20 protein-coding genes are annotated in these 17340 nt (G+C 66.8%); 14 read left to right on the top strand and 6 right to left on the bottom strand.

Annotated features, from left to right (window positions below):
- Positions 1-164: 164 nt before the first annotated feature.
- A complete protein-coding gene (locus BZF59_RS15750; protein WP_342744129.1) occupies positions 165-773 on the bottom strand; it encodes a DUF2062 domain-containing protein in 609 nt (202 codons plus the stop codon).
- 149 nt (positions 774-922) lie between these two features.
- Positions 923-1405 carry an SsrA-binding protein SmpB gene (smpB, locus tag BZF59_RS15745; RefSeq protein ID WP_086609155.1) on the bottom strand — a complete coding sequence of 161 codons (483 nt, stop codon included), beginning with the start codon at positions 1403-1405 and terminating at the stop codon, positions 923-925.
- Positions 1406-1525: 120 nt separating this feature from the next.
- Here smpB and BZF59_RS15740 point away from each other — a divergent pair, with 120 nt between their 5' ends.
- Positions 1526-2590 (top strand): succinylglutamate desuccinylase/aspartoacylase family protein, encoded by a 1065-nt coding sequence (locus tag BZF59_RS15740; RefSeq protein WP_086609154.1) that lies wholly within the window; start codon positions 1526-1528, stop codon positions 2588-2590.
- Here BZF59_RS15740 and dapA read toward each other — a convergent pair.
- Positions 2587-3474, bottom strand: coding sequence for a 4-hydroxy-tetrahydrodipicolinate synthase (gene dapA, locus BZF59_RS15735; protein ID WP_086609153.1), 888 nt, complete (start codon positions 3472-3474; stop codon positions 2587-2589). The two genes, BZF59_RS15740 and dapA, sit on opposite strands and share 4 nt — an antisense overlap.
- Before the next feature lie 106 nt (positions 3475-3580).
- Between dapA and BZF59_RS15730 the strand changes: the two genes are divergently transcribed.
- A complete protein-coding gene (locus tag BZF59_RS15730; protein WP_245806181.1) occupies positions 3581-5536 on the top strand; it encodes a lytic transglycosylase domain-containing protein in 1956 nt (651 codons plus the stop codon).
- A gap of 14 nt (positions 5537-5550) precedes the next feature.
- Complete coding sequence (greB, locus tag BZF59_RS15725; RefSeq protein ID WP_086609152.1) at positions 5551-6030, top strand: transcription elongation factor GreB; 480 nt, start codon at positions 5551-5553, stop codon at positions 6028-6030.
- Here greB and BZF59_RS15720 read toward each other — a convergent pair.
- Positions 6021-6572 carry an RNA 2'-phosphotransferase gene (locus BZF59_RS15720; protein ID WP_086609151.1) on the bottom strand — a complete coding sequence of 184 codons (552 nt, stop codon included), beginning with the start codon at positions 6570-6572 and terminating at the stop codon, positions 6021-6023. The genes greB and BZF59_RS15720 overlap by 10 nt on opposite strands.
- A 48-nt stretch (positions 6573-6620) precedes the next feature.
- On the opposite strand from BZF59_RS15720, the gene BZF59_RS15715 reads away from it, so the two are divergent.
- The 10 genes from BZF59_RS15715 to BZF59_RS15670 all read left to right on the top strand — a co-directional run bounded on the left by BZF59_RS15715 (position 6621) and on the right by BZF59_RS15670 (position 14151).
- Entirely contained in the window at positions 6621-7088 is a 468-nt protein-coding gene (locus BZF59_RS15715) for a hypothetical protein (protein WP_086609150.1), read from the top strand.
- 126 nt (positions 7089-7214) lie between these two features.
- On the top strand, positions 7215-8462 hold the full coding sequence (rlmN, locus tag BZF59_RS15710) for a dual-specificity RNA methyltransferase RlmN (RefSeq protein ID WP_086609149.1): 1248 nt from the start codon (positions 7215-7217) through the stop codon (positions 8460-8462).
- Positions 8463-8664: 202 nt separating this feature from the next.
- A complete protein-coding gene (locus BZF59_RS15705) occupies positions 8665-9495 on the top strand; it encodes an acyl-CoA thioester hydrolase/BAAT C-terminal domain-containing protein (RefSeq protein ID WP_245806180.1) in 831 nt (276 codons plus the stop codon).
- A 14-nt stretch (positions 9496-9509) separates the two neighbouring features.
- Positions 9510-10100, top strand: coding sequence for a class I SAM-dependent methyltransferase (locus BZF59_RS15700; RefSeq protein WP_086609147.1), 591 nt, complete (start codon positions 9510-9512; stop codon positions 10098-10100).
- Positions 10097-10738: an MOSC domain-containing protein gene (locus BZF59_RS15695; protein WP_086609146.1), complete on the top strand. Its 642-nt coding sequence runs from the start codon at positions 10097-10099 to the stop codon at positions 10736-10738. The genes BZF59_RS15700 and BZF59_RS15695 overlap by 4 nt, the downstream gene beginning before the upstream one ends.
- Positions 10739-10880: 142 nt before the next feature.
- On the top strand, positions 10881-11336 hold the full coding sequence (locus tag BZF59_RS15690; RefSeq protein ID WP_143738197.1) for a glycine zipper 2TM domain-containing protein: 456 nt from the start codon (positions 10881-10883) through the stop codon (positions 11334-11336).
- A 97-nt stretch (positions 11337-11433) separates the two neighbouring features.
- Positions 11434-11805 (top strand): glycine zipper 2TM domain-containing protein, encoded by a 372-nt coding sequence (locus tag BZF59_RS15685; RefSeq protein ID WP_086609145.1) that lies wholly within the window; start codon positions 11434-11436, stop codon positions 11803-11805.
- Positions 11806-11880: 75 nt separating this feature from the next.
- Entirely contained in the window at positions 11881-12681 is an 801-nt protein-coding gene (locus tag BZF59_RS15680; protein WP_086609144.1) for an SDR family oxidoreductase, read from the top strand.
- On the top strand, positions 12678-13409 hold the full coding sequence (locus tag BZF59_RS15675; RefSeq protein ID WP_086609143.1) for a cytochrome b/b6 domain-containing protein: 732 nt from the start codon (positions 12678-12680) through the stop codon (positions 13407-13409). Before BZF59_RS15680 ends, BZF59_RS15675 begins: the two co-directional genes overlap by 4 nt.
- Positions 13402-14151, top strand: a complete 750-nt coding sequence (locus BZF59_RS15670) for a molybdopterin-dependent oxidoreductase (protein WP_086609142.1) — start codon at positions 13402-13404, stop codon at positions 14149-14151. Before BZF59_RS15675 ends, BZF59_RS15670 begins: the two co-directional genes overlap by 8 nt.
- On the opposite strand, the gene BZF59_RS15665 is transcribed toward BZF59_RS15670, so the two are convergent.
- Complete coding sequence (locus tag BZF59_RS15665) at positions 14148-14588, bottom strand: DUF1801 domain-containing protein (protein ID WP_086609141.1); 441 nt, start codon at positions 14586-14588, stop codon at positions 14148-14150. The genes BZF59_RS15670 and BZF59_RS15665 overlap by 4 nt on opposite strands.
- Positions 14589-14679: 91 nt before the next feature.
- Between BZF59_RS15665 and BZF59_RS15660 the strand changes: the two genes are divergently transcribed.
- The gene (locus BZF59_RS15660) at positions 14680-15906 is read left to right on the top strand and encodes an SAM-dependent methyltransferase (protein WP_086609140.1); all 1227 of its coding nucleotides are present in this window, start codon (positions 14680-14682) and stop codon (positions 15904-15906) included.
- Here the strand turns inward: BZF59_RS15660 and BZF59_RS15655 are convergent.
- Positions 15903-17264 (bottom strand): acyltransferase family protein, encoded by a 1362-nt coding sequence (locus BZF59_RS15655; protein ID WP_158094342.1) that lies wholly within the window; start codon positions 17262-17264, stop codon positions 15903-15905. The genes BZF59_RS15660 and BZF59_RS15655 overlap by 4 nt on opposite strands.
- Between the last annotated feature and the right edge of the window lie 76 nt (positions 17265-17340).

The following is a 17340-nucleotide window of genomic DNA, read 5'->3' as shown; positions in this document are numbered from 1 at the left end:
GCAGGGGGAATGGACACAGCAGTGCCATCGGCGACATCGGCACCGGAGGACGGGGCGGCAGGCAGCTTGGGACTGGGGCCGGAACGGCGGGACAAGCGGGGAGGCTCCTTCGGATCGGGTCAGGCGAAACCGGGGTCAGGCCCGCTCGCCTCAAGCGCGGCTGTCTAGCGCGCGCCGAGCCGCCGGTCGAGCCGCGCTTCCATCGCCTTCAACCGTTTGGCGCGTTTGCGGGACACCACAGCGCGCCACACCCAGCCCGATACCAGATAGCCGACTGCCGGGGTCACGATAGCCAGCACCACGAAGCCGAACGCTGTGGTGCCTGCCATCTGGAAGAAATCGACCAGCATCGCCCAGGCGCTCGATTGCGCCTTGCCGCTCGCCAGCGCGGGGCCGGCCGCATCGAGCCGCAGCGTGAAACTGCCGACCTTGTTCGCCACCACCAGCCAGAACGGCAGCGTAAAGGGATTGGTGATGAAGGTCGCCAGCGCCGCCAGCGGCACATTGGCGCGCGAGGGCAGCGCCATGAAGGCGGCAAGGAAGATCTGCCCGATCGGAATGATAAAGGCCGAAAACAGCCCCAGCGCGATCCCGCGCGGCACCGAGCGGCGGGTAAAACGCCACAATTCGGGCGACAGGAACCGATGCGCGATCGGCGCCAGATACTTGTTCGTCGCCATCTGCTCGCGCGTCGGCATGTGCTTGCGGATCATGTCCATCGCCCAGGTCTTGGACCGGGCGGTCACGGTGGGTCTGGGCGGCGGAATGCTCATGCCCGCGCGCCCGTATGGCGGCGGAGCGGGTGCTGCGGGGCGATGATCGCGTAAGGGGCAGGCCGGGGAAGCATGGGTGGTTCCCATATGGGTAGCATCGCCGTGGTGACCAGTAGGTGAATCGCAGCCTCGGTGCGAAATTTCGGCGCTCAGCCCTTGTCGCGCATCAGGCGGGCCTTGTCGCGCTTCCAGTCGCGCTCCTTGATGCTGGCGCGCTTGTCGTGAGTCTGCTTGCCCTTGGCGAGCGCGAGCTCCACCTTCGCCCGGCCCGTGCGATTGAAATAGACCGACAGCGGCACCAGCGTCATGCCCTTCCTCTCCACCGCACCGAACAGGCGCTCGATCTCGCGTTCATGGAGCAGCAGCTTCCTCGGGCGGCGCGGTTCGTGGTTGAGGCGGTTGCCGTGGCTGTATTCGGGGATGTTGGCGTTGATCAGCCACACTTGCCCGTCCTTCACCTCGGCATAGCTTTCGGCGATTGACGCCTCGCCCGCGCGCAGCGCCTTCACCTCGGTGCCCTGCAAGGCGAGGCCCGCCTCGTAGGTATCCTCGATCGAATAGTCGAACCGCGCGCGGCGGTTCTCGGCGACGATCTTGAGCTTGTCGAAGGTGACGGGTTTCGGGCGTACCATAAGGGGGCGCGATGTAGGGACTGGCGCGGCAAAAAGCGAGGGGGGAAAACGGGCGGCGCGCTTTGCGCTTTGAAGCTGCGCGGCGTAACGTCGCACCGGGGCAGCAGGGAAAGCACAGCGATGGATCAGGCCGAACCGTTCATCATCGCGGGCGAGACGCTGGCACCCGGCACGCTGCGCGACGTGGGCTTCCCGATCACCACCATGGCGACGGGCACCGCTTCCTCGCTCGCGGTGCGGGTGCTGCACGGGGCCAAGCCGGGCCCGGCGGTGTTCGTCAGCGCGGCAATCCACGGCGACGAGATCGTCGGCACGGCGGTGGTGCAGCGGCTGGCGCAGGAGATCGATCCGCAGGGTCTTGCGGGCACGGTGCTGCTGGTGCCGGTCGCCAACATCTTCGGCTTTCTCAACCGCTCGCGCTATCTGCCCGACCGGCGCGACCTCAATCGCAGCTTTCCGGGCAGCGCCAACGGCTCGCTGGCCGGACAGGTGGCGCATATCTTCTACCGCGAAGTGGTGGAACGGTGCAGCCTCGGCATCGATATCCACTCGGCCGCGGTCCACCGCTACAACCTCCCCCAGATCCGGATCGCGGCGGGCAACAACCGGCTGGTCGAACTCGCGATGGCCTTCGGCGCGCCGGTGATCATCGAAAGCCCGCTGCGCGACGGGAGCCTGCGCGATCTGGCGCAGAAGAGCGGGGTCGACATGCTGCTGCTGGAAACCGGCGAGGGGCTGCGCTTCGACCGCCTCTCGATCGAGACCGGGGTCGCAGGCGTGACGCGGGTGCTGGCGCATCTCGGCATGATCGAGGCCGATGACGGACTCAGCGCGGTCGGCATCCCGGCCCGCGCCAACCGGACGATGTGGGTCAGGGCCCCGCGTGGCGGCGTGATGCACCCGGCGCGGCAATCGGGCGATCCGGTGCGCGAGGGCGATGTGCTCGGCTGCGTCACCGGGCTGATGGACGAGGAGGCGCACAACATGATCAGCCCGATCGACGGCATCATCATCGGCCATGCGACCTTGCCGGTCGTCCATCAGGGCGACGCGTTGTTCCACATCGCCGCCATCGCCCACCCGGAGCGCGTCGGCGCACGGATCGATTCGATCACCGAAGCGATCCTCGCCAGCGAGCCCGAAGGCAGCGCACAGGGGATGCTCGACGAGGATGAGGTGGTTTAGGCCTCCAGCACCCCCGCCACTACCAGCGCCTCGTCCACTGCGCGCTTTGCTTCGTCCGAGCACTCCACCAGCGGCAGGCGCACTTCGGGCTCAATCCAGTCGTGGGCGCGGCTCAGGGCATATTTGACCGGCGCAGGCGAGGCGTCGGAGAACATCGCGTAGTGCAGCGGGAACAGGCGGTCGTTGAGCTCGCGCGCTTTCTTGAGCTCGTTGGCCGCGATCGCCGCGTGGAATTCGGCGCACAGCTTGGGCGCGACGTTGGCCGTCACCGAGATGCACCCGCGCCCGCCCGCCGCCGCGTGAGGCAGCCACAGCTCGTCATTGCCCGAAAGCTGGCAGAACTCGCGCCCGATGCCCATCCGATGATCGGCGACGCGCGACAGGTCGCCGCTCGCGTCCTTGATGGCGATGATCCGGTCGGGATATTTGTTGACCAGCGCCACCACCGTCTCGTCTTCCAGATCGGTCACGGTGCGGCCCGGAACGTTGTAAAGAACGATCGGCAGGTCGCTGTTTTCGGCGAGAAAGCTGAAATGGGCGATCAGCCCGCGCTGGCTCGGGCGGTTGTAATAGGGGGCCACACACAGCCCCGCCGCCGCGCCCGCCTTGCGCGAGAAGTTCATGTGCAAGAGCGCATTGCGCGTATCGTTCGACCCGCAGCCCGCGATCACCGGCACGCGGCCCGCCGCCTGCTCGATGCAAACCTCGATCACGCGGTGATGCTCGGCGTTCGACAGGGTCGAGGCCTCCCCCGTCGTCCCGCAAGGCACCAGCGCGGCGCTGCCGTTGTCGATCTGCCAGTCGACCAGCCGCCGGAAGGCCGCTTCGTCAAACGTCCCGCCGCGAAAAGGAGTCACCAGAGCGGGTATCGAACCGCTGAACATTGCCTTTGTCCTGCCTTCATCATTAGATAGTGAGACACAAGGGGCTCTCCCCCCACCTCTCATCCGTTAAGCGCCTGATAAGGAGCCGATTGGCACTATGTCCAGCATGGTCCGTAAACTTATGAATTCATCACGGATTTATGCTGCGATTCTCGGCGTCGGCGCGAGCGCGCTGGTGGCGATGCCCGCAGCCGCGCAGGATTGGGGATCGGGCAGCGATCTCGTCGCACGCCAGCCCGGCGCCGTCGATGCCGCGATTGCCCGCTGGGAAGTGCTGCAGGCTAGCCGTACCAACAGCTTCACCGACTATGCCGGTTTCGTGATGGCGTGGCCGGGCTTCCCGCGCGCCGAAATCCTGCGTCTCAGAGCCGAGGCTGCGCTGGAGAACGAAGCACCCTCGCAGGCCGATGTGATCGCCTTCTTCGATGCCAACCCCCCGCTCACCAATCCGGCCCGCGCGCGCTATGCGCTGGCGCTCGCCGCCGTGCAGCGGCCCGAGGCGCTGGCCGAGGCACGCAAGGCATGGCGCGGCGGCGAGATGGGCGATGCGGTCGAGCTCTATATCGCGCAGATCTGGGGCTCGCAGTTCACTGCGGAAGATCACGCGCTGCGCGCCGATGCGCTGCTGTGGCAGGGCAAGGCCGATGCCGCCTCGCGCCACGTGATCAACCTTTCCGAGCCCGACCGTCCGCTGGCCCTCGCCCGCCTGTCGCTGCTGCGCGGTGCCCGCCCCGAAACTGCGGGGATCGCCGTTCCCGCCGGGGCCGAGGCTGATCCCGGCTATGTCTTCAACCTCGTCAAGTTCCTGCGGTCGAGCGGCCAGAATTACGAGGCCGCGCGGGTCTTCACCAATCGCCCGGCCTTCACCCGCCCGGCGCTCGATCCCGAGGCTTTCGTCGGCCAGCTGCTCGGTCTCGCCGAGGATGTCGGGCCGAGCGACGCGGCCCGCATCGCTGCCCGCAGCGAGGATCTGTTCGCACCCGGCACCGACCTTTCGGCGACCAGCTTCACCTTGCGCGACCGGCTGACCGATCTGATGTGGCTGGGCGGCACCAAGGCACTGTGGAGCATGGGCGACGGCACCACCGCCGCGCCGCTCTTCGCGCGTTATGGCGATGCCGCCAAGACCCCGCTGACCAAGGCCAAGGGCTATTACTGGGCCGGCCGCGCCGCGCGCACGGCGGGCAACGAGGGGGCAGCGCGTAGCTATTTCGAAATGGCCGCGCAGTGGCCCGAATATTACTATTCGCAGCTGGCGCTCTCGGCGCTGGGCCGTCCGATGCCGGGCTTTGCCGGACTGCCGCAACCCGCGATGGACGCCAGCGTGCGCGCCGAGTTCGAAGCGCGCCCGGTGGTCAAGGCGATCCGCGCGCTCGCCCGCACCCGCCGCGACTGGCGCACCGAACGCCGCTTCTTCGAGGCGCTGGGCGACGAAGCCGACTCGCCGACCGAAATGCTGATGGCGGCGATGCTCGCGCGTGAAGTCGGGCTCGACGAAATGGCGGTGGTGCTGGGCATGAAGGCGGGCGAGAACGGCCTCAATGGTCTCGAGCGCATCGGCTTTCCCACGGTGCCAACGCCGTCCTTCGTCAATGACTGGACGATGGTTCACGCCATCGCGCGGCAGGAAAGCGAATTCGACCGCACCCGGCGCAGCCATGCGGGCGCGATCGGGTTGATGCAGCTGATGCCGGGCACCGCGCGCGAACAGGCGGGCAAATCGGGGGTGCAATACCTCGCCAGCAACCTGACCGAGGCGCCGCAGTACAATATCCAGCTGGGCGATGCCTATTTCGCGCGGATGATGAACTATTACGGCGGGGCCTACCCGCTGGCGGTTGGAGCCTACAACGCCGGGCCGGGCCGCGTGAACCAGTGGCTGCGCCTCAACGGCGACCCGCGCAAGGGCGAAATCGACTGGGTGACCTGGGTCGAGAAGATCCCCGCCAATTTCGAGACGCGCTATTACATCATGCGCGTGATCGGCAATGCGGTGACCTATTCGCACATGTATCCCGAACAGGCTGGCTTGCCCCGCCCCGTCGACTCCTTCCTGCGCTGAGCCTGCGTGCGGGCATGAAACCGCAGGGGGCACCGATCACGCCCGCCGGGATGGCGGCCCTGAAGGCGCGTTACGACCACCTGCTCGGCACCGAGCGTCCGGCGATCGTCGAGATCGTCAGCTGGGCGGCGGGCAATGGCGACCGCTCGGAGAACGGCGACTATCTCTACGGCCGCAAGAAGATGCGCGAGATCGACCGTGAACTCGCGCACCTCGCCCGTCGGATGAAGGTGCTGCGGGTGGTCGATCCGGCCGCGCAGATCGACCGATCCCGCGTGTTCTTCGGCGCGACGGTGACAATCGCGGACGAAGACGACAATCAGCAAACCGTCACGCTAGTCGGCGATGACGAACAGGACGCAGGCGCGGGCCAGATCGGCTGGAATTCCCCGCTGGCACGGGCCCTGCGCGGCGCGAGCGTGGGGGATTTGCGCGTGGTCAGCCTTCCATCGGGCAGCCGCGAGTGGGAAGTGCTGGCGATCGATTACGGCTGATCGGCGCGGCTCAGGTATCCGGGCGGCACCGCCTCGACCAGCCACACCCCGTTGCTCGACACGGCAAAGGCATGGCCCTCCGCCACCATCCGCGCGGCATCGATAACGAGGATCACCGGTTCCCCTCGACGTGCGCCGACCTGCCGGGCGGTCGCGAGATCGGGCGAAAGGTGGACGTGGTGGCGCTGCTGTCTTGTGAGCCCCTCGCGCAGGATCGCATCCATCAACCGCGCAACGGTGCCGTGATAGAGCACGGGAGGAGGCGTCGCAGGTTCCCAACTTCCCTCGACCGCGACCGAATGGCCCTGCCGCGCGCGGATGCGTCGACCATCTCCGGACAGTTCGAAACGGCGCTTGTCGCTTCCCTCGACGACGGCACGCAGAAGCGCTTCCGAGGTCGGCAGACCCTCGCGCGCCAACGCCGCCAGCACCGCCCCCGCCTCTGCCCACCCCTGCGGATCGATCGTGATCCCACCCGCCTCCGGCGCGTGCCGTAGCCAGTAGGACAGGGTGCGCGAGCGGGAGGCATGGTCCTTCGACATGGAGACACGCTGTTGCAAATTCACCGCCGCTGGGCAATCGCAGGCGCGATGCTGTTCAGACCGCTATTCCTTGCCGCCACCCTCATCGCCATCGCCGCGCCGCTGGCCGCGCGTGAGAGCCTTGGCGTTTACGAGAGCTGGGCGGCGTTCAAGGATCCGAGCCCCCTGCGCTGCTATGCCATCGCAAAGGCGCAGGGAAAGCCCGCTGCGCCAGCCTATGCCACGGTCTCGAACTGGCCTGACAAGGGCGTGCGCGGTGCAGTGCATATCGTCCTCTCGCGCGAGGTCGGGGCCAAGAGCGCGATTCGGCTGGTGGTGGGCGGCAAGCGGTTCGAGCTGGTCGCCAAGGGCCGCAATGCGTGGGCCGCCGATGTGCGGCAGGACGCGGCGATTGTCGCGGCGATGCGCTCGGCAAGCCGGATGAGCGTATCGGGCGGGGGGTTCACTGATCGCTACAGCCTTGCTGGTGCCGCCACCGCCATCGACGCGGCGACGGTGGGGTGTGCCAAGCGATAGGTTCCGCTTTCCCCCCCGGGCTTGACCCAAGGCCCAGCTCACTCTGCGGCAAGATGCGGGGTCCCGGGTCAAGCTCGGGACGGGGGATAGTCAAAACTCTCAAGTCGCACTATATGGCCGCCACCCATGGCCGATACTGCACTCATGACCATTCCGGGCCTCGTCGACCCGGTTCCCGCCACGCGCGACATCACGCCGCGTGCGGATGGCCGCGTTGACCTGATCGGCCTGCCTCGCCCGCGCATTCGCGAGTTGTTCGAGGAAGCCGGTCTGGACGCCAAGGCCGCCAAGCTGCGCGCCAAGCAGGTGTTCCACTGGCTCTACCACCGCGGCGTCACCGATTTCGAGGCGATGACCGACATCGCCAAGCCGATGCGCCCGTGGCTGGCGGAGCGGTTCGTGATCGGCCGCCCCGATGTGGTCGAGGCCCAGCACTCGGTCGACGGCACCCGCAAATGGCTGCTGCGCACCGCCGACGGGCACGATTTCGAGATGGTCTTCATCCCCGACGAGACGCGCGGCACTTTGTGCGTTTCCAGCCAAGTCGGCTGCACACTCACCTGTTCCTTCTGCCACACCGGCACGATGAAGCTCGTCCGCAACCTCACCCCCGGCGAGATCGTCGGCCAGGTGATGCTCGCCCGCGATGCGCTGGGCGAATGGCCGCGCGGGACGATGATCTCCGACGCCGACGTGATCGACGAGGATGACGAGGCGGGTCATTACACCGCCGATGGCCGCCTGCTCACCAACATCGTGATGATGGGCATGGGCGAACCGCTCTACAATTTCGATCACGTGCGCGATGCGCTGAAGCTGGTGATGGACGGCGACGGCCTTGCTCTTTCAAAGCGCCGCATCACGCTCTCCACCAGCGGCGTCATCCCGATGATGGAACGCTGCGGCGAGGAGATCGGGGTGAACCTCGCGGTGAGCCTGCACGGCGTGCGCAAAGAGGTTCGCGACGAGCTGGTGCCGCTCAACAAGAAATACGGGATCGAGCAGCTGTTGCAGGCCTGCGCCGATTATCCCGGTGCCTCCAACGCCCGGCGGATCACCTTCGAATATGTGATGATCAAGGACAAGAACGACAGTGACGACGATGCGCGCGAGCTTGTCCGCCTGTTGCACCAGTTCAACCTGCCCGCGAAGGTCAACCTGATCCCCTTCAACCCCTGGCCGGGTGCAGGCTACGAAACCTCGGCGGCCGAACGCATCCGGCGCTTTTCCGAGATCGTCTTCGAAGGCGGTTTCTCGGCCCCTGTCCGCACCCCGCGCGGGCGCGATATCGACGCGGCTTGCGGCCAACTGAAGACCGCAGCGGAGAAGAAATCCCGCGCCCAGCGCGACCGCGAGGCTGCGGCGCTGCAATAGGCGCATCCGCTGGCGGCTCTTGCGCGTAGCTTCGTCATGTAGCGACACGAGAGGAGACGAACTGATGAGCCTTCGCCCCATTCTGGCAGCCATCGCCCTATCGTTCGCTCCAGCTCTTGAGGTCGCCGTATGCGCGCAAGAGACGGCGGCGCCAGCAACGTCCGAAATTCTGGTTGGAGACGCGCTGCCCGGTGCGTTCCTGATGACCCCGCAAGGTGACGGTCCCTTCCCCGCCATCATTCTGTTCGGCGGAAGCGAAGGCGGCGATCGCGGCGTGCGGGGGCTCGCACCGCGCTTCCTGGCCGAAGGTTATGCCGTTCTCGGTGTGCCCTATTATTCGCCCGCGTGGGGGGACCGGCCACAGCAATTTCCCGCCTTGCCCCGCGCCTTTGCCGAAATCCCTGTGGAAGGCGCCGGAACCGCACGCGCATGGCTCGCTGCGAGGTCTGACATCCGCGCAGGCGACATCGGCATCTACGGCGTCTCCAAGGGTGCGGAATACGCGCTGCTCGCCGGCGCGTATCTCGATGGTTTTGCCGCCATCGCCGCGATCGTTCCTACCGATGTGGTTTGGGAAGGTTGGGGCGTAGGTGACGGCATCCGCCCCAGCTCCTTCAGCTGGCAAGGCAAGCCGCTGCCCTTTGTCCCCTATGAAGGAATGGGTGAGGAATTCGCCAATCCGACCGGCCCCGATGGGCGGCCGCGCCTGCGGCTTCCGCATGACAATGGCCGCAATGCCAATCCCGAACGCGCGGTGGCCGCGCGCATCCCGGTCGAGATTATCGACGAGCCCGTGTTGGTCGCGGGCGGCGATGCCGACCTCGTCTGGAATTCAGGCGAAATGGCCCAGAATATTGCCGAACGCCGCGCGGCTGCAGGCCTGCCGACGGTCAGTCTGGTCTTCACCGACGCGGGCCATTCCCTCTCAGGCGACGGCAGCCCCAGCAAATATGCCACTCCGGCAGAAGTCGCCGCCCAGAACGTGATCTGGCCGGAGACGCTCAAATTTTTTGCTGCGCATCTCAAGGATTGAACTAATCTGGAAGGATGATCGACCCGGCGACCATTGCCTTCTACCAGGCCCACGCGCCGCATTGGGTGTTCCATTCGGGCGAGGCACATAGCCACCAGCTCGACGCCTTTCTTGGCCGGCTCCCGGCAGGCGCGGCGGTGCTCGAACTCGGCTGCGGCGGCGGGCGCGATGCGGCCCATATGCGCGAGCGCGGTTTCGCCGTCGATGCGACCGACGCCACTCCTGCACTCGTGAAGCGCGCCAACGAGGCCTTCAATCTCGGCGCACGGGTGATGGCGTTCCACGAACTCGAAGCGGAGGCCGCCTATGCGGGCGTCTGGGCCCATGCGAGCCTGCTGCACTGCCCGCGCGCGGCGCTTCCCGATGTGCTCGCCCGCATCCACCGCGCGCTGCTGCCCGGCGGATGGTTCTTTTCGAGCTACAAGCTGGGCGACGGTGAAGGCCGCGACCTCTTGGGCCGGTTGCACAATTTTCCCCCTGCCGATTGGTTGATCGCGGCCTACGTAGCGGCCGGGTTCATCATCGAGTCGCAGGAGACCTACGCAGGCAAGGCCAGCGACGGCACGCAGCGCGACTGGATCGATCTTCTGGTGAGGACACCATGACCATCTGGACCATTGAGGCCGTCTGCACCGGTACCGCCCGCCCCTTCCATGGCGCGGAGACCAGCGCCATTGCCAAGCGTCCGCGCGAGGGCGTGGTGCAGGTGCTCGAAGAGGGCCTCGCCCCTGACGAGCAGGCTGATCGCACGGTGCATGGCGGGCCGGAGATGGCGCTGCATCTCTACCCGCTCGACCATCATGCGTGGTGGCGCGACCAGATCGGCGATCACCCCGCGCTGGACGAGGCCGGCGGCTTCGGCTCGAACCTCGCGGTGCGAGGCCTCACCGAAGAGATGGTGCATATCGGCGACCGCTTCCGGCTCGGAACCGCGCTGGTCGAGGTGAGCCAGCCGCGCCAGCCGTGCTGGAAGATCGAGCACCGCTTTGGCCACAAGGGCATGGTCGCGCAGATCGTCGCGACCGGGCGCTGCGGGTGGTATCTCCGGGTGATTGAGACCGGCGAGGTTCAGGCCGGAGACCTGCTCGAACGAGTCGCGATCGGAGCAGGCGAATGGAACGTCGCGCGGGCATTCCGGGCGCTGGTGGCGGGCAAGGCGAGCCCCGCCGAGTTCGCCGAACTGGCGGCGCTGGAGACGCTCACCCCGCGCCTGCGCGCCAAAGCCGCAGCCCGGCGCGGCTGAGCCACGGTTCATCCCGCAAGCCCGCTTTCTGAACAATTCTGCCGTTTTCCTGACATCGCCGTTCATCGTGGGTTCTCGCAACCTGAACGAAAACGGGGTCGCTCCAATCGGGGAGCCAATACGCCGATACAAGGAAACGACCATGAAGAACCTCATCCTGATCGCCGCCGCCGCCGGTTCGATGGCCGCCGCTACCGCACCCGCGCAGGCCGCCGAACTCCCCGCCGCGCCCGCGCCGATCTTCGCCAGCTTCAACAACAGCGCCGTGTCGTTCGACCAGGTCGCCGCCTATGACCGCGACGACTGGCGCGATCGCCGCGACCGTCGCGACTGGCGCGAAGACCGCCGCGACCGCCGCGACTGGCAGCGCGAGCGTCGTCTGAGCCGCCGTGACCGCGTGTGGCGCGGCAATGACGGGCGCTATTACTGCCGCCGTGACAATGGCACCACTGGCCTAGTGGTCGGTGCGGTCGGCGGCGCGCTGCTCGGTCGGACTATCGACACCCGCGGCGATCGCAGCCTCGGCACCCTGCTCGGTGCGATCGGCGGCGGCCTCCTCGGCCGTGAAATCGACCGCGGCGAAGCCCGCTGCCGCTGAGCCGTGGCGGCGGCGCGACGGGCTCCCCTTGTGATGGAACCCTCGCGCCGTCAGCCCGGTTAACCTTCCCAATGCAGACACACCGAAAGGACCTGTCATGAAGAAGATTGCTCTCATTCTCGCCGCCACTGCGATGACCCTGCCGATGGCGGCTCCGGCGCAGGCTGATCCGCCGCGCCACGCCAAGGCGTGGGGCAAGCGGGACAAGGACCGCATCTACGATTCGCGTGGCCGCTACTACGAACCGCGTCGCCTCTCGCGCGGCGACCGGATCTGGCGCGATGGTGACCGCTACTACTGCCGCCGCGACAACGGCACTACCGGTCTGGTGATCGGCGCGGGTGTCGGAGCGCTGCTGGGTCGCACCATCGACACCCGCGGCGATCGCAGCGTCGGCACCCTGCTTGGCGCGATCGGTGGCGGCCTGCTTGGCCGTGAAATCGACCGGGGCGAGCTGCGTTGTCGCTGATGCGCCGCTGATCGGGAGAGGGCCGCGCGGCGCTCCCCGATTGAAGCGCAGCCCCTGCCCTGTTAGCGCTGCGTCATGCCCGACATGACCGCAGCGCCCGAATTCCGCCCCGCCGTTCTCGTGACCGGCGGGGCGACCCGTATCGGCGCGGCAATCATCCGGCGCTTCGCTGCCGCCGGATGGCATTGCGTGATCCATTACCGCGCCAGCGCCGACGAAGCGGATTCGCTCGCCGCTAGCCTGCCTTCTGCCGAGACCATCGGCTTCGATCTTGCCAACGATGACGCCGCCGTTGCCGCCGTTACCACGCTCGCGGCGCGGCTGCCGGGCTGGCGCTGCCTCGTCAATTCGGCCTCGGTTTTCGATTATGACGGTGTAACCGCATTGGATCCGGCAACGAACCGGGCGGCGATGCAAGTGAATGCGCTCGCCCCGGCCCGGATCGCTCAGGCCTTCATCGCCCACACCACCAAAGGCGCGGGCGTGCGCAGCGTGATCAATGTCACCGACATGAAGATCGCCAACACCAACCCCGATTTCTTCAGCTACACCATGTCCAAGCACGCGCTGGCAGCCACCATCGGGATGCTGGCGAAGGGCGTTACCGATCCCGAAGTGCGCGCCTATGGCATTGCGCCCGGCGCGATCCTTGCCAGCCACGACCAGCGCGAGGAGGAGACCGAAATCTCCCACCGGCTGAATCTGCTGCGCCGCAAGACCGGGGCCGACGAAATTGCCGAGGCCGCGCTGTTCCTCGCCGGAGGCGCGCTCGAAACCGGACAAAGCCTGTTCATCGACAGCGGCCAGCACCTGATGGACCAGCCGCGCGACGTGATCTGGCTGGCACGCGAAGACGCCAGGGGGGCGATTGCATGAAAACGAGGAAGCAACACGCGCTATCGACAAGGCTGTGGCACTGGGTCAACGCCGTATCGATCATCGTGCTGTTCATGACCGGGCTGAACATTTCCAATGCCCACCGCTATCTCTACTGGGGCGATTATGGCTTCGATCCGCGCGATGCGTGGCTCAGCGTCATCAAGTTCCCGGCATGGTCGACGATCCCGCAATATTACAACCTCGCGATCGCGCGTGACTGGCACATCACCATGGCCTGGCCGTTCGGGCTGGGGCTGGCCTTCATCTGGATCGCGATGCTGGTGAACGGGCACTTCCGCCGCGATCTCACCACCACGCCGCGCGACTGGACGCCGAGTGCGGTGATCGCCTCGCTCAAGGCACACGGGCCCGGGGCGGCGGCGCATGGCTATAACCCGGTGCAGAAAATCCTCTACGGCATGGTGTTCGGGGTGCTGATGCCGCTGATGCTGTTCACCGGCCTTGCGATCAGTCCGGGCTTTCAGGCGGTGGCGCCCTGGCTGCTTGAGGTGCTGGGCGGCCGCCAGAGCGCGCGCTCGCTGCACTTTATCGCTGCCTGGGCAATCTTCGGCTTCTTCGTCATCCATCTCCTGCTCGCGCTGGCCGACTGGCGGCTGATCCTCGGCATGATCACCGGCGGCAAGCGCGTGGAAAGCGAAACCGAAGCGCCTCAACCCGCCCCCGCCACCGAACCCGTTCTCGAAGGAGAGCCCAGCCATGGTTGATCTGCCGCGCCGTTCGCTGCTTGCCGGGATGGCGGCCCTGTCCGCCTCGGCCTGCGCCAAGATCAACCAGAGCGAGAGCGCAAAGACGCTGTTCGACGCGGCGGAGGATGGCCACCGCACGCTCCACCGCGCGCTGGCGGGCAAGCAGGGGCTGGCCCCCGAATACACCCGCGCCGAACGCTCGCCCACCTTCCGCGGCAATGGCTCGGTCACGGTCGAGGATCCGTTCTACAAGGCGCAGCTGGCCGGGGGCTTCCCCGATTGGCGGCTCGAGGTGCGCGGGCTGGTGGAGAAGCCGCTGGCGCTGACGCTCGACGAGGTAAAGGCCCTGCCCCAGCGCACCCAGATCACCCGCCACGACTGTGTCGAGGGCTGGAGCGCGATCGGCGAATGGCAGGGGCCGCAGCTTGCCGCGCTGCTGGATGCCGCGAAGGTGAAGGAGAGCGCGAAGTTCATCGTCTTCCGCTGCGCCGACGTGCTCTACGGCCGCGACTATTACGAGAGCATCGACATGGTCGACGCCTATCACCCGCAAACGATCATCGCCCACAGCCTCAACGGCGAGCCGCTGCCTGAGAAGAACGGCGCACCGCTCAGGATGCGGATCGAGCGGCAGCTGGGCTACAAGCAGGCGAAATACGTCAAGGCGATCGAGGCGGTCGCCAGCTTCGCGGATATCGGCGACGGCAAGGGCGGGTTCTGGGAAGATACCGCCGGATACCAGTGGTATGCGGGGATCTAGCTGTCGGGGTAGATCTTCTGCATCGCCGCCCAGTCCTCCGCGATGATCTCCTCGAGCACGGCGAGGTCGATATCGGCGAGCTTGTTCACATAGAGGCAGCTCGCGCCGCGCGAATATTTCCCCAGCCGCGCCAGCTTCGCCTCGCGCGCCGTGCCTGTGTCCGCGTCGCAATAACCGCCCATGAAGTAGAGCGAATGCTTGGCCTTGCGCGGGGAAAAGCCACTGCGCATCCAGTGGACTTCGCGCCCACTGTCATAGGTGGTGCGGTATTCGCCGTAGCCGATGATGGTGGGGCCCCACATTCTGGGCACCTTGCCAGTGACCTTGCGGAACAGCGCGTCGAGCACCCTGCCCTCTTCCGCCTTGGCCGGCGGCACGACGCTGGCGAGAAAATCCTCGACCGCAACGTCGGTAATAGTGGTTTTTGCCTCTGCCATGCCACTCCCCCCCTCGTCTCGCCGACCCGCGTCTTGCGCAAGCCGCGCGCCTTGCCTTAGCTGGCATTTCAGCATCCTAGAAAGGAGCCCCATGAGCAAGCCTCTCCTCGACCGTTTCCTTTCCCGCGCCGTGAAGCAGGGCCGCCTCGGCATCGTCTTTTCTGACGGCAGCGTCAGCACCTATGGCACTTCTGCGGAGGGCTTCCCGGAAATCGTGCTGCGCTTCACCGACGCCAAGGTGCCGCGCGACATCCTGATGGACCCGCGGCTCGGCGCGGCGGAGGCCTTCATCGATGGCCGCCTGCTGATCGAGGAAGGCGACGTGATGGGCCTTGTCAGCCTGCTGCGGTCGAACAACCCGTGGGACAAGGGCGGCGATATCGGCCCGCCGAGCACGCTCAAGCGGCTGATCAACAAAGCCAGCTTCGCCGCCGAGCAGATCAACAACCACGTGGGTTCGAAGAAGAACGTCGCGCATCACTATGACATCGGCAACGATCTCTACGCGCTGATGCTCGACAATGAGCATTGGCAATATTCCTGCGCCTATTGGCCCGAGGGCGTGACCACGCTCGCCGGGGCACAGGAAGCGAAGCTCAAGCATATCGCGCGCAAGCTGCATCTGTCGGCGGGGCAGGAGGTGCTCGACATCGGCTGTGGCTGGGGCGGGATGGCAATCCATCTCGCCAAGCATCACGATGTCCATGTCACCGGCATCACCCTGTCCGAAGAACAGGCCGCGCTCGCCCGCCAGCGGGCGCGCGATGCGGGGGTCGCCGACAAGGTGACGATCCTGCTCGAGGACTACCGCGACACCGCCGCGTCAGGTCGCCGCTTCGACCGGATCGTCTCGGTCGGGATGTTCGAACACGTCGGGCGCGCGCAGTTCGAGACCTTCTTTCAGGCCTGCGCGCAGATCCTTGCCGATGACGGGGTTATGCTGCTCCACACGATTGGGCGCTTCGGCGGGCCGGGGACGACCGACGCCTTCACCCGCAAATATGTCTTCCCCGGCGGCTACATCCCCGCCCTGTCGGAAACCGTCGCCGCCTCGGAGAAATTCCGCCTGATCGCGACCGATGTCGAGACGCTGCGGCTGCACTACGCCAAGACGATCCGCCAGTGGTATGCCAACTGCATGGAGCACCGCGAAAAGATCGTCGCGCTCTATGACGAGAAGTTCTTCCGGATGTGGACCTTCTATCTCGCAGGCGCCGCCACCGTGTTCGAGCATGGCGGCATGGGCAATTACCAGATCCAGTATGTCCGCAACCGCAACGCCCTGCCGATCACGCGGGACTATCTGATCGGGAGCTAACCCGCCTCGGGCAGCCCGGGGCGGTTGCGGGGGCGGTAGACCGGGCCGAAGCCCATCAGCGCCGCGCCTACCAGCACGAGCGCGATCACCCACAGCCGCACGCCGGTAACGCCCTCGGGGCTGGCGATGGTGAGCCCCGCGGTCGCCCCCAAGCCTGCGCAGATCGCGACCACACCCAGCACCGCCCGCAGCCGCGGCACGGTGCGCCCGCCGCGGATCGGGCCGAAGCTGCGCTCATGCCGCGCGAAGATTGCGATCATCGGCAGCAGCGCGAGGATGTAGAGCCCCAGCCACAGCGGGCGCGAGGCCCACCACGCCGCGCTCCCCGGCACCGTATCAAGCCCCGCCCCGCCAAGCCCCAGCCAGGCGACCGTCATCACCAGCACAAAGGCGGTGAGGTGCCACAGGAAGACCGTCATGATCATCCCGTTCATCAGCACCGTAGCGGTCCACAGGCGGACATTGGCGAGCATCCGCCGCCCCAGCGGCTCGAGCGCCAGCACCAGCCCGACCTGCACCATCCCGAGCGCCAGCAGCGCCACCGTCGGCGGGAGCGAGTTGGAAAAGCCGCCCGGCGCGCTCACCATCGAGACGGGGTAGAAGCCGAAAGCCGTGATCCGCACCAGCACCGCAAGGCCGACCGCGAACCAAGCCCATGCGAGCCAGCGATTGTCGAACTTGCCCGCGCGCCATGCGAAGCCCAGCTGGTGCACCGCGAGGAAGACCCAAAGGAAGTTGGTGAAGTTGACCCACGGCACCCCAGCGGTGAAGGTCAGCCAGTCGGTCAGCACCGCCAGCGGGATGAACACCGCAAAGCTCGCCCAGCCGAAGCGATTCCACGCCCGGAACATCACCGGCGTGCAGGCGGTGACCAGCAGATAGACCGCGAGGAACCAGACCGGGATCAGCGCCGCCTCGGTCGCCATGCGAATCTGTTCGCGCGGCAGGCCCACCTGCGTCAGGATCAGCGCCAGCGCGGCCCATAGCAGCAGCACCGGAAAGGTCGGCGTGATCAGCCGCTGCACCCGGCTCGCCAGCCAATCACGATAGACGCCCGCCTGCTCCGGCGCCGCCTTGCGCGTCACCGCGCCCCAGCTCACGGAGTTGGAATAGCCGCCGACGAGGAAGAACACCGGCATCACCTGAAAGCCCCAGGTCAGCCAATGCGCCCATTGCGAGACCGAGAGCAGGTCGCCGCGCGTCAATTCCCCCGCCTCGTTGACGTAGAGCCCGGCCATCAGCCAGTGGCCGAACACCACCGCCAGAATCGAAACCGCGCGCAGAAAATCCACCCAGCGATTGCGCTCGGGCGGGGTCGCCTCCGCCAACTCGCGCGCCTTGCTCCACATTGCCAGCATACAGACCCCTGATAGACCGCGCATTAAAGCGCCATCGCGCAAGGCTTTATCAGGTAATCCTTGCCGGTCGATTGCC

This window comes from Erythrobacter donghaensis (genome assembly GCF_002155425.1).
GTDB lineage: Bacteria > Pseudomonadota > Alphaproteobacteria > Sphingomonadales > Sphingomonadaceae > Erythrobacter > Erythrobacter donghaensis.
The sequence above is the reverse complement of the archived record's forward strand: the minus strand, read 5'-3'. Positions and strand labels throughout refer to the sequence as shown.